The following is a 25,651-nucleotide window of genomic DNA, read 5'->3' on the forward strand; positions in this document are numbered from 1 at the left end:
CGCCGAAGGATGTTCGGCAAGTGGTTGGGGGTCGGTGATGATCCGATTGGTCAGCGGGCTGCGGCGCAGTAGCGACCAGATCCCTTCAACCGGGTTGAGTTCGGGCGCGCAGGATGGCAGCTGGAAAACCCGCGGACGGTGTACCGCACAGCGGCCCGACGAGCGTCAACCCCGCGCCACCCATTTAACTTCGGTAACTGGACAGACCCTGTGTATAAGTGGGTGTCAGCGCTCACGAAAATCCCCGGTTGAGCCGGTTTCACACGGCAAAGGGGGAAATGGCTGAGGAACGGCAGGGGCCGTTCCTCAGATGCTCGGTCAGGCCGGAACAGCCGTGTGCCGGGCGAGAACACAATCCCAGTCCGGTATTCGATCGGCGATGTTAGCTCCATGTCGAATACTGCCGCACCGCATGTTAATCCGCATGCGGGAACCGTGTATGAACGCGCTCCAGGTCAGTCCGGTCAGTCGCTCTGCGTCTCCGTCCAGATAGTCGATCAACGCCACAGCAAACTCGTCGATGCAGGATTTCCAGAGGTTGTCGACGATTTCGGCGCTGCTTGTCTCGCTTACCGCGGCGAGGGTTGCTTCCTCGATGAGATTGTCACCGTCCGATGCCCTGCTTATAAATCCCTGAGTCGAGTTCACGATTCTCGAGCACACGTCGTCATAGCTACTGGAACGCAGTTGGTCGATGTCGACCTCCGGTACGCATTCCTCCAACACTTGTATGGCATCCGCCCACGCATCCCCGCATCTCGGTTCGAGGTGCGACCCACGAGCATTGAGGAGATCGCGAAACATCCCGAATGCATATGAGCGCGGAACCCCACACCCAGCGACCGCTGCGGCCAGGTGCGTGCATTCAGAGGTTCTCACATCGAGGAGAATGTACACAACCATCAGTATCAGGCACTCGGCCACGCACTCCGGGCATTCCCCGTTTCGCAGAGCGGAGCCGAGCACATAGACACTGTTGATACAGATCCCTTTCGACACATCGTATCGAACATCCAGCAGATCGTGCGATATGGTCGCCGCCATTTGAGCCAGCTCGTAATGATGTGGCAGCACAGCCGAATCGCCCATGGAGGCAACCAATTCAATGATGGGATGCAGTGCCAGCATGCACGCGCGCCTCAATGCGAAGCCGTACCAGTCGGAAACGGTGGTCGACCTGTAGCTGAGCTGTGTGTGATATAGCTGCAGCTCTCTCATCAACTCGTTGACCTGTGAAACGCAGATAACACCATCGATCGAATTCCATGCGCCGGTCGTCCGCCATCGCCGGAAGGTGTCGATCACCTTAGGCAAGGGCCCGGATTCGCTGATGACTGTATGTTCGCGATGATCGTCTGTATATCCGGTGAGCCCTAGCGTCACAACCAACGCAACGCAGCATGGGTCCGCGGTCATGGGCAGCATCAAGCACGTGTATGTTTGCGCGTGCTCGACGACGTTCCGCTCGATCGGGTCGAGACTGCTTGCCTGAAGTTTCTCGCATAGGCGCTGGTGGTGGATCGAGGGTATCGGGCGACTGCGGCCGTTCGCGCCACCCTTCCAGGCAAGTCGCGTTGCGGCACTGTCTCTTCGTGCGCATTCGTCGGCCGCTACGCTGGCGATCAACGTACCGTACGCCGACTCGTGAAGAATTTCCGAGCATGTGAATGCAGGATTTACGCTTCGGCGATAAAACCCATTTTCCATTTCGGGGTCGGCACGCCAGATCAGTTCATATCGGACGACGTCATCGTGATTTATTGCTCGACGCACTTCCGATGCGACCAATATTCTCCTCTCTTCGAGGGGGCTCGTCTCTTGTGGATCTTCCTTTACGCTGTTCGCCGGCTGCGTATTCGGCAGGTCATCGATGTGACCAACATGCCATATGTGTAGCCCGCTCTGATATGTCACCAACGCCGACTCGCCCTTGAACCATATGCTGTGCACGGTTCCCACTTCTGGCAGATCAAGGAAATCATTCCGATCCACGCAACTGGGCAGAATGCGACCGACATCCGATGGACAATTAACAAACCAGCCATCGTATCCCCGGACATGTATTGCTGCCGCAATATCGTGACAGCGACGACGGAGATATTCGTGTACTTCACAGTTCCCGTTGCTGTCGTATTCGCACCGACAGTCGAGATTGCATCGTCTGACATCATCACCTTGAGATGCCCGCCAGATGATCCGATCGTCAATATTCATTCTAGCGTTCCTCGATCGACTGAATGTTATGGCATGTCGCCCCAGAACCTCTCGGAAGAGGTTGTAAATCAAGCCACCTCTGTCCAAGGTCCGATGGTTCGTGACGAACAGGTCGATACCGGCGCCGCGGTGATGGTGTCCTCATCAATGGCGGGGACGCTCATCGTTTTCTGTCTGAGTCCCTGGTGGTATTCGTTCACGTCCACTCCGGTGTGGGCGGCCGGCTTGCGCAGGTCGAAGGCGGTGGCGACCGACAGGTCGCAGATCCCGACAGACAGTGCGGTGGTCATGTGAATCACCTTGTGGTGGGGCGTTCGAGTGTGGTGTGGGCGCGCATCAGTCCGCTGCGGTTGGTTTGCGTGGCGAAAAGTGACAGTTCCCCGCCTAGGACGGCGGCCGTGTCGTTGGCGAGGTGAGTCATCGGTGGACCGAGTTGATGTGGTCGGCGAGTTGGTTCAGGGTGAGCGTTTCGTCGGCGTCTGTGGTGGGGATTTTCACCGCGAATGTTTTCTCGACGGCGATGAGCAGTGTGGTGATGTCCATCGAGTCGAGGCCTTGTTGGTCGAGGGGGAGGTCGGGGGCCAGGGTGGCGGGGTCGAGGTCGATATCGAGTCCGGTAATAAGGTCGGCGATGGCCGTGGCGGTGATCATGATTGGTCTCGGTCCTGGTCGATGTGGTGCATGAGGCATGTGCCCCAGCAGAATCCGACTCCGAAGCCGGTGAGCAGGATGGTCTGGGGCGGATTTTGGTGCAGGCGCTCTGCGAGCATGAGCGGGATTGAGGAGGAGACGGTGTTTCCGTACTCGGCGATCTCGAACGGCAATCGGTCCTGGTCTACGCCCAGCTCTTTGCGTAGGACGTCGACGATGCGTCTGGAGCCGGGGTGGATGAGGAACAGGTCGATGTCGATGAGGTCGAGGTGGTTGCGGTCGAGCAGGCGGCGGATGCTGGCTGGCGCTTCGCGGGCGGCGTTGAGGAATACGGCGCGGCCGTCCATTTCCAGATGTCGTGTGGTGTAGCGCAGGACTGAGGAGGTGGCGGGGGCGGTGCCGAAGTCGGCGTCGCCGAGGCGGTAGCCGGGTGCGCCGCGGGTCAGGTAGGAGGCGGTGGCGCCGTCACCGAAGATCAGGGCGGTGTTGCGGTCGTGTGGGTCGACGATGGCGGTGTAGGGGTCGCAGGTGAACAGCAGGATGTGATCGAGTGCGAAGCGGTCGGCCAGCGCGGTGGCGACGGCGAGGCCGTGGGTGTAGCCGGCGCAGCCTTGGGACAGGTCGAAGGTCATGCATCCCGCGGACAGGCCGAGGCGTTCGTGTAGCAGTGCGGCGGTGTGGGGGATGGGCATGTCCGGGTTTTGGGTGACGACGCAGAGCAATTGAATCGCTTCTGGTTCCAGAGGGATTCGTGCCTGTAGGTCGGCGTAGGCGTGGCAGCACAGATCGCTGGTCCGCTGCCCGGGTTTCTTGACCGCCCGGGTCATGACGCCGATTTTGTCGGTGAGCAAGCCCTCGTCCACACCGAGCTCGGCGGCCGTCGTCAGGTTCGATATCCGGTCCTGCGGTAGGTGTGTTCCGATGGCGGCGAGCACGACCTCGCCGGTGGTAGTGCACCCTCGGCTCATCGGTGCGTATCTCCTTTCGGTTCTCGAATCACATGGGAGTCAGCAGGTTTCGTATACGCGGATATGGTTGGTGACGCCAGCCAGTCGGAATCCTCCGGTGGTGTGTTCGTCGAGGACGTGTCGGCCGCCGTCGGTCGGGAGATGTGTGTCGTGCAAGGCCCGGTAGTCGTCGTAGTCGATCGGTTTGCGGCTGCTGATCGCTTGGCTGGTAGCGGTCGTGCGTAGATGTTCGCGATACCCGGGAACGACTGTGACGGAAAAGAACTCGGCAACGGCGCCCGACCCGTAGCTCAGCAGTCCGATGGGGGCGTCGGTGAGGTCGCCGGCGTGATCGAGCAGCGAGGTCAGCGCCAGATACAGCGATGCGGTGTAGCTGTTTCCGATCACCCGGTTGTAGTCGGTGGTGTAGCGCAGGGCGGCATGGATCGCCGTGGGATCGGGTGTGATTCCGGCCGAGCACATCAGGTGGTGATGGGCTTTGAAGGCCATCGTGGTGAACGGTTGGTGATAGCAGAACGACGCGAACTCGCTCAGGTCGCGACCTCCTCGGCCGGAGTAGTCGCGCCACGCCTGGGCGGCCGCCGCCAGATACGAGGTGATGGAGTAGTGCCCGTCCACGATCGGGGTGGTGCGGTAATTGGGTCGCCAGAAGTCCATGACGTCAGCCGAATACAGCCCGCAGACGGGGTCGAGGCGCGCGATCGCCGGGTCGGCGCTGACCAGCAGGGCGACCGCGCCGGCCCCCTGGGTGGCCTCCGCCGGGGTGTCTAGCTGGTAGTGGGCGATGTCGCTGGCGATTACCAGCACCTGCTGATTCGGGTCACGGGCGATGAGCCCGGCGGCCATCTGCACCGCGGCGGTGCCCGCGTAGCAGGCTTGCTTGAGTTCGACCACGCGAGTCGTGGAGGGGAGGCCGAGGAGGGGGTGCAGGTACAGGGCCGCGGCCTTGGCTTGGTCGATACCGGTTTCGGTGGCGATCAGGACGGTCCGGAGATGGTCGGTGCCGTGCCGTTGCAGGATGGGGGCGGCGGCGGTGGCGGCCATGGTGACGATGTCCTCATCAGGCGCGGGCACGCTCATGGCGTCCTGCCCGAGCCCGACATGATATTTGGCGGGGTTCACATTGTGGTGGCGGGCGAGTTCGTCGAGGTCTAGGACGTAGTGGGTGGTGGCGAAGGACATGTCGTGGATGCCGACCGACGGTGTCTCGTTCATGGGTGGGCTCCGATAGGTGTGGAGGGTCGTTCGAGGTGGGTGTGGGCGCGGGTGAGTTCACCAGGGTTGGTTTGCGCGGCCAGCAAAGACAGTTCGCCGCAGGTGACGGTGGCGGCGGCGAGCACGGCCAGGCGGCGGGCGTTGGCGCCGGGTTCTCGGGGTTGTCGGCAGCCGAGTCTGGTGAGGTTGGCTTCGACGAACGGGTGGTGTTTGCCGTTGCCGATGGTGCCGACGATCAGGTTCGGCAGGGTGCAGGTGAAGTACAGGTCGCCGTCGCGGTCTTCGGCATGGGTGATGCCTTGGGAGCCTTCGACGATGTTGGCGGCGTCTTGGCCGGTGGCCAGGTAGAAGGCGAGCAGCATGTTAGCGTAGTGGGCGTTCGCGGAGCGGATACCGCCCGCGAGCAGGGTGCCGATCAGGTTTTTGCGCAGGTTGAGCCGGGCGATCCGGGCGGCGGTGGTGTGCAGCCGCCGCTCGACCAGGCGCCGGGGTACGAGCAGTTCGGTGATGACGTTTTTGCCGCGGCCGAGGATGCCGTTCACGGCGGTGGGTTTCTTGTCGGTGCAGTAGTTGGCCGAGATCGACTCATAGCGCAGGCCCGGCTGGGTGGCCAGGAGGTGATCGGTCAATTTCTCGGCAGCAAGGGTGGTCATGTTGTGGCCGGCGGCGTCGCCGGTGGTGAACTCGAACCGCAGGAACAGCAGATTGCCCACGATCTGGTGATGCAGATCGACCAGGCGAGCGAACCGGCTAGCCTCGGCCACGACTGTGTCCAGCTGCGGGAGTTCGGCTTTCAGCCGTGTGACCGCGTGGTGGGCGGTGGCCGCGTCATCGGCTTCCAGTAGGACCGAGCGGGTCATGCGGTCGTCGATGAGGGTGGCGGCGATGCCGGTGTCGGTGGCCATGGTGATCGCTGCGCCGCGGCGTACCGAGGGCCATAGCGGGGTCTCGTAGGTGGCCAACGGGACTTCGACCTCGCCGGTGACGGTGGTGCCGGTGATGCGGATGGGTCCGACCCAGGTCATCGGGATCGGAGCAGACAGGTTCGGGTCCGGATTCGTCATTGCGTCGCCTCCACAGCGGCCACCGACATCGGCAGCAGCCACTCCCGCATCGCGCAGCAGCACCACGGTTTCTCGGCTGAGTAGGTTGCCGCGACAGCATTCACTGGTCCTTTCCTTTCCCTGAAAACGGTTGGTGTACCTCGAGTTCGAGCGGCAGGATGCCGACTGCTCGCCACCGCTGGTGCAGTTTCGCGGCCCGGGTGGGCGTGATCAGGGCGATCCCGCAGTCGCCGCCGCCCGCGCCGGAGCTCTTCGCCACCGCGCCCACCGCTTCGGCGGCGTGGCGCAGTGCGGCCAGTTCGGTGGTCTCCACGACCACTCCGGCTCGTGCGCTCACTGTGCGTAGCAGCGCACCGGCGGCGGCGACGGCCGCGACCGCTGAGGCGTCGTCACCGGATTCCAGTGCCGCGATCAGCGTCGCGACGCAGGCGTTGCTGTCCGCGACGAACCGCCGGAAGACCGGTCCGTCGCCGATCGCGTTGTGGCGCAACAGTTCCACCAGATCGCTCGACACGGCCGGATGTCGCGTCCACCCCACCTCGAGGCGCATTCGCCGGGGCGCGGGCACCCGGCGCGCCGACAGGTGATCCCACGGCTCGGCCAGCAGATCGGTGAGCCGGGTTCCGGATCGGGCGACGATCTGGGCCAGTCGCGAACGGTCCGGGGCCCGATAGGCGACCCAGCCGCCGAGCAGCGAGGCGGCCACATCGCCGCCGGAGCAGCGCGGGTCGACAGTGAACGTGGTCAGCAGTGCCAGCCGCAGCAGCGACTGGTCGTCGAGGTCGAACCGGTAGGCCTGGGTGAGCGCGCGGACCACGCCGACGGTCACCGCGCCCGAGGACCCGAGCCCGAATTTGCGCCCGGTGCTGTGATCGTCGAGCTGCGAACGGATCTCGAGGTGGAAGCCGAGCGGCCCGCTCCCTTGCTCCCGGGCGTAGCACTCCACCAGATCCACCGCGGTCAGTACATGCCGCAGCGCGTCGGCGGTCGCCGAATCACCGTCGGCGGGAACCGACCTCGTGCCACAGCGGGTCAACTCGACGCGGTGCTCGCCGGTGCGGGCGGTGGCGATTGTGCGCCGAGCGGATCCCTCGGCCGGCGTCAACGAGACGGTCAGATAGCGATCGACCGCGACCAGCACAGCCGTGCCGCCCGGTTCCAGCACCGCGTATTCGCCCGCGATATACACCTTCCCGGGCACGTCAACGGTGATCATCGGCGCTCACCCGATCGGCAGCGCCGATCGCCACACCCGGTCCGGGCGCGGTCACGACGATCCGCATGAGTATGTCGATCTCTGCGAGGGTGGCGGCCACGGTTGCGCTGTCGTGATGATCGCAGAGCACCGTGACATTCGGGCCCGCGTCCATGGTCGCGTAGGCGGCGATTCCTTCGGCGCGCAGCGCCATCACCCGGTCCAGCACCCGTATCGAATCGGGCGACAAGTACCGCACGGCCGGGCGGGCGGCGAGCATGGTGGCATGCATGCCCAGCGCGTTGCGTTCGGCGATCACCCCCACCGCCGCCAGATCACCGGCGGCGAGCGCGGTGCGCATCTCGCGCAGATCCTGTTCGCAGGATTCGACCCACGGCCAGAACAACGGCGAGGTGTCGACGGTGCGGCGCATCGCCTCCCGGCTGCTGATCGGCTTCTCACCGGTATCGACGAGCGCGACGACCAGCGCCGGATCCAGCTTCGGCGCCGCGACCGGTTCTGCGAAACTGCTGAAATCGCCTGCCGCGCCGAGACCTTCGCCGCGATGCCACTGCACGAACCCACCGAAGATCGATCGCGACGCGCTGCCCGAACCCCGCCGCGCCAGCCGCGACAGCGCACGGGCGTCGAGACCGAGCCGGTACGCTTCCGCGGACGCGGCCGCCAGCGCCGCGAATCCCGACGCCGAGGACGCCAATCCCGCACCGGTGGGCCCGCCATTGACCGTGCGCACTCGCGCATAGCGCCGATCACCCGCCAAATCCCGCACCAGAGAAAGGAATTCGGCGACCCTGACGGCGAAAGCGGGCGGCGCGGGCTCGTCCCCGAGATAGACCTCGTCGACGGTGAGTTCGTCGACGACCGTCACGGTCGTCACCGTCGCGAAAACGCCGAGGGTCAGCGACAGACTACTGGTGACCGGCAGATGCAGCGCCTCGTCACGCTTACCCCAATACTTGATCAACGCGATGTTCGGATGCGCTACCGCGGTGACACCGGAACCCGGTGTGCCAGAGGCTGATCCGGTGTGTGGTCGCGGATTTCGGCGGGCAGTGTCGGAGGTGATCACCAGCAGTCACCTCCGCCTGTGACACACCAGGTTCGGGCCGCTCCCGCTGCCCGCAGGGCCGCGGCGAGCTCGGCCGGTGCCTGCGGGCCCGGGCCGGCCAAGGCGATGACGCAGCCACCGAGGCCACCGCCGGTCAGCTTGGCACCCAGCGCACCGGCATCGAGAGCCGCCGCGATCAGGTGATCGAGTACCGGTGTGCTGACACCCAGCTCGCTCAGCAACCCTTGACAGTCGACGAGCCCCCGGCCTAAGGCTGTCAACCGGCCCGCGGCCAGATCGGCAGAGGCCGCCTCGACCAGCGCGGTGGCGCGGGCCAGCAGTCGCTGCGCTCGTGCTGGATCGTGATCGAGCACGTCGCGCACCCACGCCACCGCGGTACGCGTATCGGCGCCGTGGCCACTGTCGGCGATGACCCACCTAGCCGCGACGGCGATCTCGATCGGACGCGCGGCTCCCTGCTGGAACCAGATAGGCGTCGACGCCAGCACTGCACGGGCGTCGACACCGCTGGCGCGACCGTGCGCGAGGTGTTCGCCGCGCTGCACCCACTCGTAGAGCGTGTCCGGGTCGATCGGCCGGGAATACAGATCGGCCATCGCACGCAGTACTGCGGTGGTGCAGGCGGCGCTGGAACCGAGGCCACGGCCTGGGGGAATTCCGCAGCGGACCACGACGTCCATGGCGGTACCCACCATTCCCCACTTGCCCCACGCTGCTCGGACCGCGGTAGCGGCACCGCGTAACCCGTGCACCTCGTGGGTGCTGCCGTCGACGGTGAACCGGCATTCGAACCCGGCGCCCGCGTCGAGGGCCGCCGGTGCGTCCTCGGGGGCGTCGCACCGATCACACGCTGGATGGACCGACACCTCCACCGTCACCGCGGTGAGGGGAATAGCGATGGCGGGTGTTCCGTGGACGACGGTGTGTTCACCGGCCACGATGACCTTTCCATGGGCGGCACCAATGCCGCACCTGCCGATCTCGCCACCGTGCGGAAGGGCTGTGGGAAGGGGTTTGTCGGCGGGCATCGCCGGTCACCGATCCCGGTGCACGACAAGATCGGCCAGCGTGATGAGATCCTCGGCTGCGATCCCGGCGGGCAGTGCGTCGCGCGCCGCCTGGACTCGATCCTCGGCATACTGCCGCGCCCACCGGCGGCCTCCGGCCGCTTCGGCCAACACTGCCGCCCGCGTGACGTCCGCGGGGCTCATCGGCGTATCGGAGCAGTACATGTCCGCCAACTCCCGAGCGGCCGGGCCCCCGCCGTGCAGGGCGGCCACGACCGGCAGCGACCGTTTGCGGCGCGCCAGGTCGTTCCCGGCGGGCTTTCCGGTGACGGCCGGATCGCCCCAGATTCCGAGCAGATCATCGATCGCTTGGAACGCCAGCCCCGCTTGGCAGCCGAAGGTTTCCAGCGCGGTAACCATGGCCGTCGATGCTCCCGCACACAGCGCGCCCAGCGCGCAGGCAGCGCCCATCAACGCGCCGGTCTTGCCCATCGACATGCGCAGATATTCCTCGACATCGACCGGGCCGCGAACCTCGAACGCACAGTCTTCATGCTGGCCACGACACAACTCGACGACCGCATCCTCCAACCGCGCCACCGCGGCGCCCGCGATACGCTCGGGCAGGTCTGTTGCAAGCAATTCGATCGCGATGGTGTGCAACGTGTCACCGAGAAGGATGGCGTCGGGAATCCCCCAAACACTCCAGACGGTCTCGCGGCCACGCCGGGTCCGGTCCCCGTCCATCACGTCGTCGTGCAGCAGGGTGAAATTGTGGACCAGCTCGACCGCAGCAGCAGCCGACCGGACACCGGCAGGTACATCGCCGCAGACCGCAGCGGCACTGGCAAGAACCAGCGCCGGACGCAACGACTTTCCCGACGCCACAGCACCAGACACCCCCGCGGCATCCCACCAGCCCAGATGATATCCAGCCATACGACGAAGCGGCTCAGGCAAGGCATCGACCGCCTTCACCACCACCGGAAGACTCACAGCGCGCGCCTCGGCCAACAACTGAGCGGCGGTACGCCGCGACACCGGACCAGCAGTCACCGTCCCCGCCGACACCTGGGCCGAGACAACACCATCCCCCGCGCCGGAATCACCTCCGATAGCAACAGCTGCATCAGGATATACGGACACGACAGACCTCGAATCTTTCACATGAACTGCGGTCAATTCAGAACTGCAGACACGCAGTGTTGGTACTTGTCTGTTTTCTGAAAGTCCCCAACTCGTCACGCATTGCGATACACAAAGACGCCCATCGGCACTGACCGAGCAGCCATGCGTCGATGCCCTTTCGTCGCAAACGATAATCCAATATCGCTGCACCGGGCTGGCTCGTCGATGGCAGTCGGCTCCAAACTCTAATTTCGAATATATGCCCCCATTCTCGCCGAAGGCGAAAGACGCTAAGCGCATCGCATTTCGCAGCGCCACGACCAGCATCGACATGCATAGCCCATATACGACGTCGCGAAGTTGTACGACGCCGTAAAATTGTGAAGTCGGCGTGTTTTCCGACTCAAGTTTGCGGCATGCGGTCTCGCATTGAGAACATCGCAGACCAAACAACATGTCGGGCTGTTCCGCACCTCCCGACACCGCCCAATTGCATGTGAACCGTTGGCTCACCGAATTGCTTGTGTAACTGTTCAACCAAGTTTCCCAAACTGATGAATCGGCTCGCAATACTCCGGGCGCGACACTTATATCCAGCAAGATCGCGACTGCGGATTCAGCAACCGAACAGAGTAGACATTTCCGACTGTCCAAGATTCTCACCACGGTCCGCCTGTCAACGGACCACCGCAACCCGACCTAGAAAGCAACGCGGCAGCAAACGCAAATTCGACGGCGCGAAACCCTGTCAGCCCCACTTGCCACGGCATACCCATGGCGCCGGGATCGGGATAGGTACCGTCGTCATGATGCTGATCGGCAAACCCCTCACAGGCACCAGGACCGCACTTAAAACGCTGGTCGGCAGGCTCGGCCAGCTACTACCCTGGGCCGGCGGACGATTGCTTCGCTGGACCGCCCTCTTCGGTGGCCGCAGCGCGCCGTGGGCTGGATGAGCGAGGATCGCCTTCGGTTCGACCACGATGACGGTGTCGAATTCCGGGCCTTTGGTTGCTGCCGGGGTCAGCACGGTGAGCGCCATATCGAGATGTAGTCCCTCGGGCGCGATTACGCGGACCAACCGGGCGGTGACTTTGCCGACGCCGCCGATCTATACGACGCGCTGACGCGCGCCACCCAACGCTTGCACCTCGTCCATACCCAACCGCTGCCAGAGTTCTTCGAGGACCTCGCGATGCGGACACTCAAGCCGATCCGCATGAAATCCACGAATAACCGATGAGGTTCCGATCGGCTCACGGTAATCCGAAGGCCAGCAGGACATTTCCCGGCAGGCCCTGCGTGATCGGGTGCAGATACCCGGAATTGATGTACAGCATCCCATGCGCGACGACCGCGCCGTTGCCGTTCAGCGAACCACCCGTGCCGGGAACCAGGTTGGTGCCGAGGTAGGTACCCAGCGTGTTGAAGTCCCATACAATGGCGCCTGTGGCGGCCGAGAAGGCCCGGATGTGGCCGTCGACGCTGCCCTCCCAGACCAGGCCCGGCGTCGCCGACACCGCGCTCGGCATCGCCCGGCACTGCTGATCGACCAGCTGGACACCGCTGGAGGGCGGGCACGTCGTCGCCGGATTCGGCGTACTCCAGATCTGATGGCCGTCCGTCGGGTCCAGGGCGAAGAGCTTGCCCGGATCGGCCTGGTAGGTAGCGACATACAGACGGCTACCGTCATAAGCCGCGCCCCACTGGATGCCCGCCAGGGACTCGGTCCCTTGCGCACCCGGTATCGGCGGCTGTGGCACCGACAGCTGCGACTGCCAGACGAGTTGGCCGGTTTGTCCGTCGAGTAGGTGGTAGATGCCGGTCTTCTGACCCGCCCCGACGACCAGGCGGCCGTTGATGGTGAAGATGTTGGGCTGGGTGCCGAAGTCGAAGTCACGTCCGGGGACCGGGCAATTTCCGCCGGCAGGTGGTGTCAAACAGCGCACGTTCCAGGTGTCCTTGGGGGTGAGCTGGTTGACCCATTTCTGCGCACCGGTATCCATATTCAGCGCGACGATCGCCTCGGTTCCCGCATCCGTGCCGGTATACGGGTTGCCGGTGGTGTAGAACAGCGTGCGCGAATTGAGGTCGATCGTCGGCGAGGACCAGACCGCTCCGCCGCTGGGTTCGTAGGCGGGTGTGCCGCCGGTCGGTTGCGGCGCCGCGATGGTGAAGTGCTGCCACTTCAGTGCTCCGGTCAACGCGTCCACCGCCGCGACGCTGCCGCGGAAGGTGCAACACGCGTAGAGCGGGTTGACGGCCTGGCCCTCCTCTTGACTGGAGGTGCCGATGTAGACCGTGCCGTCCACGACCAGCGGCGAGCCGGTGATTATCGACCACGGATGCGTGTCGAGTTGGCGGACCCACTTCTGTGCTCCGGTCGTCGCGTCCACCGCCCACAGGTTCGCGGAGTTGTCGCCGAAGAACACCGTGCCGTCGGCAACCGCCGGCCCGTCTCGCAGGCCGTAGGCCGGGACGTGACCGAGCGTGGTGTGGGCGTCGAAGGCCCACTTCTGCGCGCCGGACTTGGCGTCCAGCGCGTACATCTTCCCGTCGCGGCCGCCCACGTAGACGATGCCGCCGACCACGGCCGGTTGGCTGGATGCGGCTACGGCATCGGGAAAGGCGAACGCCCACTTCAGCTGCAAATTGCCCACATTGGCGGGTTTGATGACGTTCTCGTTCGCGTTGTACCGCGAACCCGCGGTGTCGTACTGCCACATCGACCAGTCACCCGAGGGAAGGGCCTGGCCGGTGCCGGGCAGCGCGAGGGTCACGAGGATCACGGTTATCGCGACGGGGATGCGCATCAACCCGCGGGTTTTCGTGTTCATTACATGCTCACTCTCTGCGGCACCGGCAATCTGTGCCGTTGTGAATTAAATCGAAGAGAGTGTGATCTGCATTACACGAAAGGTTCTGTGGATTGCAATGTTTTCAGTTGCCGATCGGGTATTGGAAGATGCCTTGAACGACGGTGACGACCTTGCGGAGCCATTCCGGCCAGGTGGACTGGTCCAGCAGCATCGAACCCTCATCGTTGAAGACGCAGCCGTCGTGGACGGGGACACCGTCGAATCGGTCCTTCAGCCAAGTGATTTCCTTCGCCCAGCCGATGACTCTGGGGTCACGGATTGGCTCAGTGCATAATTCGCGGGCTTGGGATCGGCCATTAAGTTAATGGCCGGACGCGATCGTGTGCCAGTTGAAGTGACACCGATCGAATCCGGATTCTCCGCATACCGTGTGACATGCATCCCCTCAGTGCGGGGGGGCTACATGACGCTGAGCATCACCGTCACCAGAGGACCGCCGGCCGGGGGCACGATCAACTCCGTCGCGGCGCTGGCCACCGATGGAGATGGGCAATTATCTGACTGGTCAGAGGCGCATTTTTCACTCAATGATTGCCAGTGAGTTGCGGAAGGCTGCTATAATCGCCATTAGCTACACCTCGTGTGGCGCCGTTCGATCCAGGGTGTGCTGATCCGCCCTGAAGGCCCGACCCAACTTCGGTTGCTGGCATAACATTCCGAGCGCAGCGGGATCGTCGGTTCCGAGCGATCCAACCAGGGACTTCTCATTTGCCCTGTCGGTGGGCAGCCTCTTCATTAAGAGGCTGAGTGTTGCGTCCTTCTAAGCCCTTTCGGGCGGATGGGCCTTCGCTGGGCGGTCGTATGTAGTGGGCCGCCCAATCCAAGCACTCCGCAACCGGCTCAAGGTGCGGACTCCCAAAGTGTGAGTCCTTGTCGAAAGCTGTTGGCGTGAGGGCGGATTGGAGTCTGCCGTGACTGGAGATCATGCAGTAAGCGGTGTTGACCAGCTGCTGAACATTCACGAAATTAGTGCCCGCACTGGGCATTCCCCGTATCGCATTCGTCGGTTGCGCGTCACTGGACACGAATTGTATTCGCGTGCTTGGAAGAACGGTGATGCACCGAATTCGCCACTGCTGCTTGAGGAATCGGTAGTCAATGAGTGGGTGCAGCGTCGTAAGGAAGCGACCGTCCGGAGGCAAGCATGAGGGCCCGGATGTGGCATTCGCGGACGGATGCGGCGTTGAGCGAATCGCGTGAGCGGCTGATTACCGAGAGTGAGCTGGCTCGGATTGATGGCGGGATCGACGATCTTCGGCACCACTGGTGGTGCCTTGATACGCGGTGCCGCGGGTGTGCTGTGGAGCGAGGGGGCTGGTGATGCACGTATTTCGTCGGGTGGTGGCAGGTGCCGCGCTGGCGTCGGTGGTGGTCGCGGCCAGCGGTTGGACGGCTTACGCGCAGGAATCTAGCGCCGGAACGTGTCCTGCTCTCGCGGTGTTCGGTGTCCAGGGGACGGGGGAGTCGGCGCCGGACGCCGACCCCAAGACCGATACCGGTGTGCTCGCATTGATGTTTCGGCCGATGATGGCCGCGGCATCCGGGCTGATCGAGCGAACCTACGTGCCGTACGAGGCGAGCTTCGGCGGCGCGACGGCGGGCGGTTCGCTTCCGTATTCCCAGTCGGTCGGCCATGCCGTAGATCGGTTGGACCAGATGGTCGGCGAGATGGCTCGGCGGTGCCCCTCGACGCAGTTCGCCGGGGCTGGCTATTCGCAAGGTGCGCATGCGATGTCGATGTGGGCCAAGCGAGTCGGTGGCGGGACCGGCCCGATTCCCGCTGATCGAGTGGCAGCCGTCGCATTGTTCGCCAATCCGGCTCGATCGCCTCGGTCGGCAGTGTTCCCCGGCCGTCCCGGAGCTACGTCTCCGGCTCCGGCGCCCGGAACGAGTGGTGAGGAAGTCTCGAAGGTCAGCGTGACCGACCCCGGTCTTGGCGGTGCAGGTATTGCTCCGCTCAATGATGTCGAGCAGGGATATGGTGCTTTGACCGGACGGGTCGCCGATTTGTGCACTCCTGGTGATTTGGCTTGTGACGCACCGGAACACGCGCCGGTCGTCCACCTGATCACGAACATCGCGGGCCAATCGAATCTGGACCCGAACGATCCCGTTGCGGCTATCTCCACGGTGGCGGCTGCGTTGGCGACTACCGCGTTCAAGACCGGAGTCGCGGTGGTCAACAACGACATCCACGGCAAGAGCCTGGATGAGCTGAGCTATGAGCCGAAGAAGTCGATCTCCCAGCGGCTTGCGGAGATGTCGGACCCTCGTAGCCCGATGCCGTCGGCGGATGAAGTTCTTTCGGCGGTATTGAAGGTAGGAACTATCGCGTTCAATGCTGTAAAGACCGTCGTAACAAAGGTTTTCACGCCAGACACGATCGCGCAGTTGGCGACGGTCGGGCTTGCTGACCCGGCGGCCGCTGCGATGACATTGGGGACGAAGGTGGCCTCGGCGGTGGTGGAGCTCGTGCCTCCGGCGGCTCAATCCCGGATGGTCAATGAGGCGTTCGCGGCGTTGAAGGACAACATCACCGATAACCGAGATCTGTTCAATATCGCCACGCTGGTCAAATACAGCGACACGATCGCGAAGCACCAGGGCTATGCCTCTGTTTCGGCATCCCCCAACGGGAAGTCCCCGTTGACGGTTGCGGCGGATTGGTTCTCCGCAGCTGCACGTGACATCGCCGCGAGCGCTCAAGGCCCGAGGTGAACACCTATGTTGGCCAAGGCAATTGGTTCTTCAGGCGACGGACTTGTGCTCGGGGAAGCGAATCCGAATCTCGTGATCGCTCCCAGTGCAGCGGAGCGCGCCCCAGTTCGGAACGTGCCGTTGGTAATCGACGGTGATCTCGAGCCTCGGTGGGCCGTGATGGGAGCGCACGGTGGTGCTGGTGCGTCGACCCTGACGCGATGGTGGCCGATGACTGCTGACACGGATCGAGCGTGGCCGGGATGTCCGGCTACGACCCAACTGGTAGTTGTGACAGCGCGAACTTGTATGCCCGGTCTGACCGCGGCGGCGACCCGCCTTCGCGAGTGGCACGCCCAGCTCGCACCGCCGGGGGTCCTGATCGTCGGGCTCGTCTTGATCGCCGCGCGCCCTGGGCGAATTCCTGCGCCGGTACGGAGATACTGCGACATCCTCGCGCCATTGGTTGCGGGCGCGGTGTATTCGATCGGTTGGCACGAATCCCTTGTGGCGCTGGAGAAACGGGAACTCGCACCGTGTGATCTCGCCGCGCCGCTGCCGCCGCTCCGCAAACGGTTGGCGCTGACCGACGCCGCACCTCGCGATGCCCACAAAGCCGCGGCTCAGATCACGGAATCCATCGCCGGATTGCAGGAAACCGGAGTCCTTCAACAACTTTGAACGGGGAGCTCGTATGTCTACTTTCATGCTTGCGCAGTCGGCAGTGTCCTACCTGGCTGACACCATCCAAGTTGTACCGACCGCACCGCCCGGTTCCAACGGGCTGCTGAAGATCATCGGCTGGCTGTCCTGGGCCGCCATGGCTGCCGGAGTCGCCGGAATCATCTTTGCCGGAGGCAAATTCGCATGGGAGCGCTGGCACGGCGGCGCGATGGAGTCCCCGAAGATCGTTTTCGGTGCGCTCGTCGGCGGCATCCTCATCACCTTTGCCGGTTCGATCATGAATGAAGTCGTGTCGTGAAGTCGTTGCCGAGTTCGGTAACCCAACCGATGCTCGAGTTGCTGGGCTGGCTCGGCTGGATCGTGACGTTGATGTGCATCAGCCGAATCATCTGGGCCGCAGCGTTATTCATCTTCAGGTCACACCGCTACGAAAGCATCGAGGGCTTGCTGGGTTCGTTGCTGGGTGGGGTGGTTGTTGGTTCCGCTGGCCTTATCGCGGCAGCTCTCTACGCGCCACTTTGATGGGAGGGAACATGCGACTGTTCGGAATCATAAAGACCGAGGTGTTTCTCGCGGGCATCGTCGGGTTCGGTGCGTTGGTTGGTTGTGGTGCAGTGCATCAGGCCGCGGGCAATGGCGCACCCACGGACGTTCGTTGGGTGGACTTCCAGGGGGTCCAGCTGCCGGTCGCCGATGAAGGCCCCCGACACATTGAAGGACCGATTGCTACTGGGTACGACGCGTCTCCGGCCGGTGCCGCGCTGGCGGCGATCGAATCCACCGTCCGCATGTCTGTCGCGACCGATACGCAATGGCCAAAGGTCGGACAGGTACTGATTGCGGCGGGGCAAGGGCGCGATCGTTGGGCGACTGCGCGAGCTCAGCTTTCGATTACCGAGCCGATCGCGCCCGGCTGCGCACCAGAAGTTCTTGGCTACACGATCGCGGATTTCACACCCAAGCGAGCCGGCGTCGCGATATACGCGCGTCAGGCTGACGGCTCGCTGACCCGCAACCTAGCGGGTGTCACCCGGCGAGATGACAACTGGTTGCTCGACCTCGCGGCTGATCCGAAAAGCTCTGTGCTGTCGGCGGTTACGAGCGTTCCGCCGGACATGGTGATCCTTCGTGGAAAGGAATCACGGTGATGGCCTCCCTACGAGGGCTACTTCCGCTGCTCGCCGTCGGCATAGCCGTCACCGCCTGTGGCTTGCTGGTCGCGGTCGGCCATCAGCACGGTGACGAGCAAACCGAGCAATCGCCCTCCACTTCTGTGGTTGTCCCGTCTCAGTCGGATGGGCCGCGCGAGTTTGGGTTGCCGAGCGCCGATATGTTCGGCAATCGCCTCGAAACCACGTCCGACCGTGGCGGTGTCGCTCTACCGCAGGATTCCGCCCAGCGCCCTGCGGCCGAGTCTGGCCCGCTGTACCTCATTTCACCGCCATCGGGAATGATGTGGCAGCGGGGATGGGGCGGTGCGGCACTTGGGTTTTCGCACAGCGATGGACCTACTCGCGTGCACGACGGCATCGCGTCGGGCTTTGCCGATACACCGCAGGGTGCGGGTCTGGCGGCCTATGACGCCCTTGGGCGGACCCTTGCAGCACCCGATGGGATCTGGCAGCAGGTAATCGCGCAGCGTTACCTCGGGGGCGGGCAGGCGCTGATGGACGGTATGGCCAGAAGCCGACGTAACAATCCGGCGGCTTCGAAATACGTTGTCGTTCCGGACGGATTCCGCATTCTGCCTGGGTTTCGACCGGACTTCGCGGTGGTCGAGATCGCGGTTCGTGCGCACGACGGGTGGGCTTCGTCGACCTGGCCCATGGTCTGGGTCGGGGACGATTGGAAGGTTCGTGTGCCGGACCGCGTCGACGATCTGTGGGCATCGACGCATCTTTCGTCACTAGCCGGATTCGGAGTTTGGAAATGAGCCCCCGGACCACACTGCGGGCCACGGTGATCATTGTGTTGACGCTCGCGGGTGCAGCCACGATGGTCGGTTCGGCTCCGGCGCAGGCGCAACCGAACCTCTGCGACCTACCCGTGGTTGGAACTGTCTGCACCGTAGGACAATTCGCCGTTGATCCAGAAGGCGCCGCAACCTCGATGGCGGCATCCGGATTCAAGGGCATCGTGGATTCGATGCTCGGCGGCTTCGGGCGGATGCTCGAATGGTCTCTGGCGTGGTGGATCAAGCTGCCCTCGACCGATCTGACCCAGATGTCGGCGCTGGCCACCGTGCGCGAATACACAACGGGTCTTCAGGTTTTGCTGATGACCGGCACGGTCATGCTGACCGCAGGGCGACTCGCGATGGCTCATCGCGGCGCGTTGGCGGGTGAAGTGCAGGAATCGTTCACCACCTTCGCGCGTGCTGTGTTCGCGTCGTGGATGTTCGCCGCCGTCATCACGATGGCTACCCGCAGTGGTGACGCGTTCTCCGAGTGGGTGATCAGCGATGTCACTCACGACGATGCGACCGGAACGCTGTCGCGGATGGCCGACTTCTCGCACCTGGTCGGCAAGGAGAGCATCGGGCTGGCAGGGATGTTCATCCTCGGCCTCATCGGATTCGTCGGCGCTCTCTTGCAATTGGTGTTGCTGGTGATCCGGCAGGCGCTGCTGATCGTTGTGGTGGCCGTCATTCCGATTGCCGCGGCCGCGGCTGGCTCGGGACCGGGATCGCAGGCGTACAAGCGGCTGGTCAGCTGGTCGATCGCGTTCGCGCTATTCAAGCCGGTCGGAGCGATCGTCTACGTCGTCGCCTTCGAGGCTGCGGGATCGCCATCTGCCGATGGCCAGGAGCGCTTGCTTGGACTGATCCTGCTGGCGCTGGTCGCGTTGGTGTTGCCCGCGCTGATGAGGATGGTCGCGCCGGTCGTCTCGACGATGGGCTCCGGCGGTGGGGGCGTAGCAGCGGCGGCAATGCTCGGCGGTGGTGTCGGCATGGCGGCAGGAGCGGCTGCAAAGGCCGGAGCCAATGCGTCCGGAGATGCGCAGTCGGCAGGTGACGACGGGGGGTCTCCTGGCTCGGGCGGGACGGGACCCTCTTCTGGCGGCCGAGCGATGACTCCTGGAAGCTCCGGCGCCGATGGCGGTTCACCTCCGCCCGGCACAGGCGGAGGCGCGGCAGGTGCCCGGACAAGTCAAGCGGCGCAGGGTGCGAACAGTGCCGGCGCCGGCGCCGGTGGCGCGTCGGCTGCATCGGGTGCTGGAGCAGCTGCTGCCGGGCCTGCCGCACTAGCGGTCGGCGCAGCTCAAGCAGCCCACACAACCGCTCAGCATGTCGGTGAGCGGGTGGGTAGTGAGGCCGATGCCGGTACCGAAAACGGTTCAGGCGCAATGGGACAACACGAGGTGAGGCGATGACTCAACGGATGTACGGGCGGTGGGAGCGTCCCCGGTCGGCCGGACTGTTCGGCTTCACCTGGGGTGTGTCGATGCTCGGCATGGGCCTGGTAATCGTGGTGATGCTCGGCTTCATGATTACCCGATCTCTGCTGGTCGGCGGTGGGCTGGTCGTTGGCGCGGCGATCGTCTTCGTGCCTATGGCGGTCACCCGCAACGGTCGAACCGGTTGGGAGACTTTAGTTTTGCGATCACAGTTCTTGCTTGCACGTCGCCGGGGTGAGCACATCTACCGGGCTGGGCGATTCTCGATGATCCCTGGCGCATCCCGGCTGCCGGGACTGTTGGCCGACTCGGGGATGGTCGAGTACGAGACGCCGGGTGGTCGTCGATTCGCTATGGTCCACGTCGGCCGGACGGATCACTACACCGTGGTCCTGCGGGTGAAACCGCGGGGTAAGGAACTTGTCGATCAAGCCCAAATCGATTCGTGGGTCGAAGGATACGGCGCATTCCTCGCAGCCCAGGGACGCGATGAAGTTGTCGCGGTGACCGCGGTGCTCGAGCATGTGGTCGAAACCCGATTGCAACAGCGCCGGGAAGTCGAGAGATTGGTCCGGCCCGACGCACCGGAGTTCGCGCGAGCGGTGATGGCTGAGGCCGGAGCAAGCGGCGGATCCGGAGTCCGCATCGAAGCGCGTATCGCGTTGACCTACCGCGCAATCGGCGAAGCCAAGACGCGTCGCGATGTGGCCGAGCAAGCGAAAGAAGTGGGCCAACGATTGCAGGGCGTGCTCGCGCACTTGCACAATGCCGGACTACCAGCCACACCGATGGATGCCGCCGAAGTAATCGGAATGGTTCGCTCGCGCTACGACCTTGCCGCGCAATGGGATATCGAAGCGGCCGGTGAAGACATCATGTCCAGCCAAAGCTGGGACAAGGTAGGGCCGGTCTCACATCTCGATTGCTGGGATCACTATGTTCACGACGGTGGGCGTTCGGTGACCTGGGAGATGGATGCCGCACCGCGTGGCACCGTGTTGGAGACCGCTCTCGAGGAGCTGATGCGCCCTCGCTCCGACGTACCGCGCAAGCGGGTGGCGATCGTGTACCGGCTGCATTCTCACGGTGAGGCGGCGCAGTTGGTGGACTCGGACTATCGAGATGCGCTCGCATCCGAACAAACAGAACGCGGAATCGCTTCTGCCGCAGCATCAATCCGAGTAGCGAACACGCAAGCCGCACGCCACGAACAAGCCCGCGGTGCGGGTCTGACCCGATTCGGCGTGTTGATCACCGTGTCCGATCGGCTCGACGCCGACATGCCAGGCATCGAGGTGATCGTCAAAACGATGTCGGCTGCATCTCGGCTCGGCGTTCGACGCTGCTACGCATACCAGGCGGCGGCCTTCGCGGCCAGCTTGGGAATCGGGCTGATTCTGCCTGAGCACCAGTCCATCTCCCGGCGGATGTCGGCATGAAGCCCGCCCGGACCACCCGGCTCGCCGGAATTCGGGTGCTCACGCCGGACGCGCGGCGCGCCGCGGAATCCGCTGCGGTATCGCGAGGGATGCGGCGCTTGTTCGCCCGATACCGGCTGTGGCAGGACGATGCCCGACGTACAACGGCGTTACGACGCGAAACCGACACCGCGCGAGATGGATTCGACCGGCGATTGGCGAAGCTGACCGACCGCGGATACCGGGGTCTCGGCGGCGGCCGAGCGTCCGTCGTACCGGCAGTGCCTGAATGGCGCTCCACCACAACGCAAGTCGCGGGACTATGGCCGTTCGTTGTTGGTGCCGCTGCGCCGACGGTCGGAACTCCGGTGGGGCACCACTTCGTGACCGGCGAACCGGTTCACTTCGACCCGATGTCTTGGTTCCTTCGAGGATTCATCACCGCTCCGAGCCTATTTGTGCTGGCGCTCAACGGATTCGGAAAATCATCGTTCATTCGCAGGATCGTCACTGGCGCGGTTGCGGCCGGTGAGACGGCGATGTGCTTGGGCGATACCAAACCCGACTACCGCGATCTGGTCGAGACGGTCGGCGGACAGGTAATCGACCTCGGCTACGGGTACGGGAAATTGAACCCGTTGGCCGTCGGTGCGCTTGGTTCGATCATCGACCAGTTGCCAGACCCGGATATGCGACGGCAGGTCTCCGCACGGGTCGAAGCCGGGCAAGTGACCGTGGTCGCCGCGCTCATCGAGCTGGTCCGGGGCTCTCGCGTAGCAGATTACGAGGAGACACTTCTCGCTGCCGGACTGCGTGAACTCTATGGTCCAGGAGGTTTCACCCCTGCCGCGCCGCCATTGTTATCGGACCTGCTGGAGGTCATCTCCCGCGGTGGTGAACAGATGATCCGCTTCGCCGAGGAAGACGACCTCGATGCCTACCGGGAGGCCACCAAACCGCTTCGCCGGTCGCTGCGCGCGCTTGTGGAGGGGCCGTTCGGCGAAGTGTTCAACGGCCACACCACCGTCATCCTCGACCCGGCAAGCCCGGCGGTCTGCGTCGACGTGTCGCACATTCCTGAAGGCGACACACGGCTGCTCGCCGCAGTCCTGATGGTCTGCTGGAGCGACGGATTCGGTGCCATCGCGGCCGCGCACACGCTTGCCGACGCTGGGTTGGCTCCGAAACGTGTCTTTCACGTTGTGATGGACGAAATTTGGCGCGTACTCGGAGTCGGCGATTTCATGGTCGACCGAGTGGACAGCCTCACCCGGCTCAACCGCCCACTGGCCACGTCGTTGATCATGTGCTCGCACACCATCAAGGACCTCGGCGCATTCAACTCACGAGCATCTGCGAATAAGGCACTGGGATTCATCGAGCGGGCGCGAGCAAAGGTGATTGGCCCTGTTGGCCCGGAAGAAATCGAACGACTCCGCGCAGTCATGTCTTTCACCGAAACCGAGAAGCTCTTAGTCACTTCATGGTCTGCCCCGCGTCCCCTGAATGATAGCCATGGCAGCGCCGAGATCCGTGAAACGCCGGCTGGAGCCGGTTGCTTCCTGCTCAAAACCGGTGAGGACAACACGCCTGGCATCCCATTCCGCATGACCTTCACCCCAACGGAGCGAGCGAGCGGAATTCACAACACAAACAAGCGATTCGACGGAATCGACATTCGCTAGCAGGCGAACTTCTACGGCATGCCGAGCTACTTGGAATGGTGGTGTCGCTGTGGACAAATCGAAGTCTATTGTCGCTGCGGTTATTGCCGCGCCGATGCTGTTGTTCGCGGTCGTGATTGTGATCGTCGTGACGGTATCTGGAGGATCCTGTGGTGCAGCGATACCAGAAGGGGTGAGCGGCTCAACGGGAGTTGAGTTCGATGGATTCACTGAATCACAGCTGAAGCTCGCCCGTGACGGTGTGGCGATCGGAAAACAACGTGGTGAAGCAGAGAACACGATTATTGCCGAACTCGCTGCACAGGCAACCGAGTCCGGATTCAGAAACCTGGCGAATGTGAATGTGCCGGATTCCCTGCCCTTTCCGAACGACGGCATCGGAGCCGACCACGATAGTGTTGGGCCACACCAACTTCGAGTACTGGTATGGGGCGCGGTAGGCATGGCCGCGCTCATGAACCCTACCTATCAAATCAACTGGTTCTACGATCAGGCCGCACGACTGGGACCTGAAGCTCGCGCTCTGGACCCCGCCAATCTCGCGCAGGCAATCGAAAAGTCCGATCCAAATGCATACGCGCACAGCCTCGACCTGGCGCGGCAGTTGTACGGGCGATTCGCCGATGTTGACGTCAGCACCGTACTAGCCGGCGGCGACGAGTGCCGACAAGTTGGCTACGGGGCGCCCACGGACGGATCGTTTGGTGCCGCAGTAGTTGCTGCGGCTCAGTCCTGGATTGGTACCCCATACGTATGGGGAGGCGGCGACGTCAACGGGCCGACGGCAGGGGCGGGCGGAGGAATTGGCTTCGACTGCTCTGGCCTAAGTCTCTTCGCCGTAGCCAAAGCATCGGGCGGCCGAATCGTGTTGGCGCACTACACCCAAGCGCAGCAGGATGATACACGCGGAATGGTTGTCCCGTTCGAGCAAAGGCGCCCCGGCGATCTCATCTACTTTACCCAGCCAGGGGAGTCGGATTCTCATCATGTCGGAATCTATATGGGTAATTCAACCGGTGTTGATCTCGTCATCAACGCGCCCGCCACCGGGCAGGACATCAAAGTCGAGCCACTCTCCGACTGGAGCGGTGAGCGTCTAGATATCCGCCGGTTCGGTTGATCCGTAACGGCATTCGTGTGTCAGGAAGCAGCTCCTGCGCTCCATGCTAGACGGGAGGAATTATAAATGACAGGTCCGTCATTCGAGCTAATCCTCGAAGCCTTCACGAAAGTTAGCGGGCCACCCAAGAGTGTCGGTGCGTGGATGACCTTCCTTTGTCCCGTCCCAACTCACGAAGACCGCCATGCCAGTGCGGCAATCAAATATGATGCGCAACAAGAGAAGACGGTAGTTCGCTGCTTCGCTGGATGTCCAGATCACCTCATTCTCGACAGCCTCGGATTAGGGGTAGCCGATCTGTTCGACAACCATGGGCACGTAAGGGTGAGCACCCGGACCGACCATGTTGCCGCGCGGTCGGATCAAGCCAAACCTGTTGTGGTCAAGAAGGAATCAAAACTTGGTGAACAGACAGGTCGGCGAGAAGTCGTTGCAACCTATAGTTATCTGGACTCGGACGGGAGCCTTGTCGGACAAGTAATACGAACCCGCACGCCTCACGAATTCGGTGTAGCGAAAGGCTTCTACCAGCGGCGCTTTGATCCAACGACTCAACGATGGCAGCTCGGCGGATTCGATCCGGTGCTCTATCGGTCCCCGGAGGTAGCAGCGGCCATCGGCGCCGGCCAGACCATCTGGATATGTGAAGGCGAAAAGGACGTAGACCGCGCCCTTGATCTCGGGTTAACCGCCACCTGTAACGCGATGGGGGCCGGAAAATTCACTTCAGCTCACGCCTTCCAGCTACGCGGCGCCCGGCGAGTCGTCATCGTCGCCGACCGCGACGTTCCAGGGCGTGCACACGCGAACGACGTCCGCGAGATGATCACGCCACTCGTCGGCGAGGTTCTGCTCGTCGAAGCCCGCGACGGCAAAGACTTCTCCGACCACATCGATGCGGGACACGGCCTCGGGGATTTCAACCTGGTCAGCCAACTCGATCCAGATTATGACCTGACGAACGTGGTCGAACTGCTTCCTTCTCCAGACGCCCATGAGACCGCTGAGGTCACAGCACGAACGATGGACGGCCAGGCCCAGCGGCTTCTTTCGAAATCCATGGTGCGAAGCCAATTTACGAACCCAGCGAGCAGGGTGCGCCCTGGCCTCGTGGTCGGTCGAGACCCCGGAACGTGCGAAGGAATGGAGCTGTGACCGGGTCCATCGCTCTGGGGCAGACACATATCCACCTGACGGACAACTGGTTTGGAGGCGGCAATGACTGAAATTGATGACATAA

At 63.5% G+C, this 25,651-nt stretch carries 23 protein-coding genes; 12 read left to right on the forward strand and 11 right to left on the reverse strand.

Translation table 11 applies throughout. The annotated features are described in order from the left end of the window. Window positions 1-318: 318 nt before the first annotated feature. The 11 genes from F5544_RS04350 to F5544_RS04400 form a co-directional block, all read right to left on the reverse strand. Window positions 319-2,214 carry a hypothetical protein gene (locus tag F5544_RS04350; protein ID WP_167471974.1) on the reverse strand — a complete coding sequence of 632 codons (1,896 nt, stop codon included), beginning with the start codon at window positions 2,212-2,214 and terminating at the stop codon, window positions 319-321. A gap of 68 nt (window positions 2,215-2,282) precedes the next feature. Beyond that, on the reverse strand, window positions 2,283-2,504 hold the full coding sequence (locus tag F5544_RS04355; protein ID WP_167471975.1) for a hypothetical protein: 222 nt from the start codon (window positions 2,502-2,504) through the stop codon (window positions 2,283-2,285). A 127-nt stretch (window positions 2,505-2,631) separates the two neighbouring features. After that, entirely contained in the window at window positions 2,632-2,865 is a 234-nt protein-coding gene (locus tag F5544_RS04360) for an acyl carrier protein (protein WP_167471976.1), read from the reverse strand. After that, window positions 2,862-3,833, reverse strand: coding sequence for a ketoacyl-ACP synthase III (locus F5544_RS04365; protein ID WP_167471977.1), 972 nt, complete (start codon window positions 3,831-3,833; stop codon window positions 2,862-2,864). The genes F5544_RS04360 and F5544_RS04365 overlap by 4 nt, the downstream gene beginning before the upstream one ends. Before the next feature lie 39 nt (window positions 3,834-3,872). After that, window positions 3,873-5,048: a hydroxymethylglutaryl-CoA synthase gene (locus F5544_RS04370; RefSeq protein ID WP_167471978.1), complete on the reverse strand. Its 1,176-nt coding sequence runs from the start codon at window positions 5,046-5,048 to the stop codon at window positions 3,873-3,875. Then, a complete protein-coding gene (locus F5544_RS04375) occupies window positions 5,045-6,112 on the reverse strand; it encodes a hydroxymethylglutaryl-CoA reductase (protein ID WP_167478978.1) in 1,068 nt (355 codons plus the stop codon). The genes F5544_RS04370 and F5544_RS04375 overlap by 4 nt, the downstream gene beginning before the upstream one ends. Window positions 6,113-6,212: 100 nt before the next feature. Then, window positions 6,213-7,328: a phosphomevalonate kinase gene (locus F5544_RS04380; protein WP_167471979.1), complete on the reverse strand. Its 1,116-nt coding sequence runs from the start codon at window positions 7,326-7,328 to the stop codon at window positions 6,213-6,215. Beyond that, window positions 7,315-8,397, reverse strand: a complete 1,083-nt coding sequence (gene mvaD / locus F5544_RS04385) for a diphosphomevalonate decarboxylase (RefSeq protein WP_275107013.1) — start codon at window positions 8,395-8,397, stop codon at window positions 7,315-7,317. The genes F5544_RS04380 and mvaD overlap by 14 nt, the downstream gene beginning before the upstream one ends. Continuing rightward, window positions 8,394-9,425, reverse strand: coding sequence for a mevalonate kinase (mvk, locus tag F5544_RS04390; protein WP_167471980.1), 1,032 nt, complete (start codon window positions 9,423-9,425; stop codon window positions 8,394-8,396). The genes mvaD and mvk overlap by 4 nt, the downstream gene beginning before the upstream one ends. A gap of 6 nt (window positions 9,426-9,431) precedes the next feature. Next, on the reverse strand, window positions 9,432-10,475 hold the full coding sequence (locus tag F5544_RS04395) for a polyprenyl synthetase family protein (protein WP_428847116.1): 1,044 nt from the start codon (window positions 10,473-10,475) through the stop codon (window positions 9,432-9,434). A gap of 1,313 nt (window positions 10,476-11,788) precedes the next feature. After that, a complete protein-coding gene (locus F5544_RS04400) occupies window positions 11,789-13,369 on the reverse strand; it encodes a PQQ-binding-like beta-propeller repeat protein (RefSeq protein ID WP_167471981.1) in 1,581 nt (526 codons plus the stop codon). 445 nt (window positions 13,370-13,814) lie between these two features. On the opposite strand from F5544_RS04400, the gene F5544_RS04410 reads away from it, so the two are divergent. The 12 genes from F5544_RS04410 (at window position 13,815) to F5544_RS04465 (ending at window position 25,566) form a co-directional block, all read left to right on the forward strand. Further along, entirely contained in the window at window positions 13,815-13,952 is a 138-nt protein-coding gene (locus F5544_RS04410) for a hypothetical protein (protein ID WP_167471982.1), read from the forward strand. Window positions 13,953-14,731: 779 nt separating this feature from the next. Continuing rightward, window positions 14,732-16,129: a cutinase family protein gene (locus F5544_RS04415; protein ID WP_167471983.1), complete on the forward strand. Its 1,398-nt coding sequence runs from the start codon at window positions 14,732-14,734 to the stop codon at window positions 16,127-16,129. Window positions 16,130-16,417: 288 nt separating this feature from the next. Beyond that, on the forward strand, window positions 16,418-16,789 hold the full coding sequence (locus F5544_RS04420) for a hypothetical protein (RefSeq protein WP_167471984.1): 372 nt from the start codon (window positions 16,418-16,420) through the stop codon (window positions 16,787-16,789). A gap of 13 nt (window positions 16,790-16,802) precedes the next feature. Next, a complete protein-coding gene (locus F5544_RS04425; protein WP_238847084.1) occupies window positions 16,803-17,090 on the forward strand; it encodes a hypothetical protein in 288 nt (95 codons plus the stop codon). Then, window positions 17,087-17,314: a hypothetical protein gene (locus tag F5544_RS04430; RefSeq protein WP_167471985.1), complete on the forward strand. Its 228-nt coding sequence runs from the start codon at window positions 17,087-17,089 to the stop codon at window positions 17,312-17,314. Before F5544_RS04425 ends, F5544_RS04430 begins: the two co-directional genes overlap by 4 nt. 11 nt (window positions 17,315-17,325) lie before the next feature. Further along, complete coding sequence (locus F5544_RS04435) at window positions 17,326-17,940, forward strand: hypothetical protein (protein WP_167471986.1); 615 nt, start codon at window positions 17,326-17,328, stop codon at window positions 17,938-17,940. Next, the gene (locus F5544_RS04440; RefSeq protein ID WP_167471987.1) at window positions 17,937-18,725 is read left to right on the forward strand and encodes a hypothetical protein; all 789 of its coding nucleotides are present in this window, start codon (window positions 17,937-17,939) and stop codon (window positions 18,723-18,725) included. Before F5544_RS04435 ends, F5544_RS04440 begins: the two co-directional genes overlap by 4 nt. After that, entirely contained in the window at window positions 18,722-20,164 is a 1,443-nt protein-coding gene (locus F5544_RS04445) for a hypothetical protein (protein ID WP_167471988.1), read from the forward strand. The genes F5544_RS04440 and F5544_RS04445 overlap by 4 nt, the downstream gene beginning before the upstream one ends. An 8-nt stretch (window positions 20,165-20,172) precedes the next feature. Continuing rightward, window positions 20,173-21,627 carry an SCO6880 family protein gene (locus F5544_RS04450; protein ID WP_342760410.1) on the forward strand — a complete coding sequence of 485 codons (1,455 nt, stop codon included), beginning with the start codon at window positions 20,173-20,175 and terminating at the stop codon, window positions 21,625-21,627. Then, window positions 21,624-23,291: a hypothetical protein gene (locus F5544_RS04455; RefSeq protein ID WP_167471990.1), complete on the forward strand. Its 1,668-nt coding sequence runs from the start codon at window positions 21,624-21,626 to the stop codon at window positions 23,289-23,291. The genes F5544_RS04450 and F5544_RS04455 overlap by 4 nt, the downstream gene beginning before the upstream one ends. 49 nt (window positions 23,292-23,340) lie before the next feature. Then, window positions 23,341-24,411: a C40 family peptidase gene (locus F5544_RS04460; RefSeq protein ID WP_238847086.1), complete on the forward strand. Its 1,071-nt coding sequence runs from the start codon at window positions 23,341-23,343 to the stop codon at window positions 24,409-24,411. A gap of 66 nt (window positions 24,412-24,477) precedes the next feature. Further along, complete coding sequence (locus F5544_RS04465) at window positions 24,478-25,566, forward strand: toprim domain-containing protein (RefSeq protein WP_167471991.1); 1,089 nt, start codon at window positions 24,478-24,480, stop codon at window positions 25,564-25,566. Window positions 25,567-25,651: the final 85 nt, after the last annotated feature.

Source organism: Nocardia arthritidis (assembly GCF_011801145.1).
GTDB lineage: Bacteria > Actinomycetota > Actinomycetes > Mycobacteriales > Mycobacteriaceae > Nocardia > Nocardia arthritidis_A.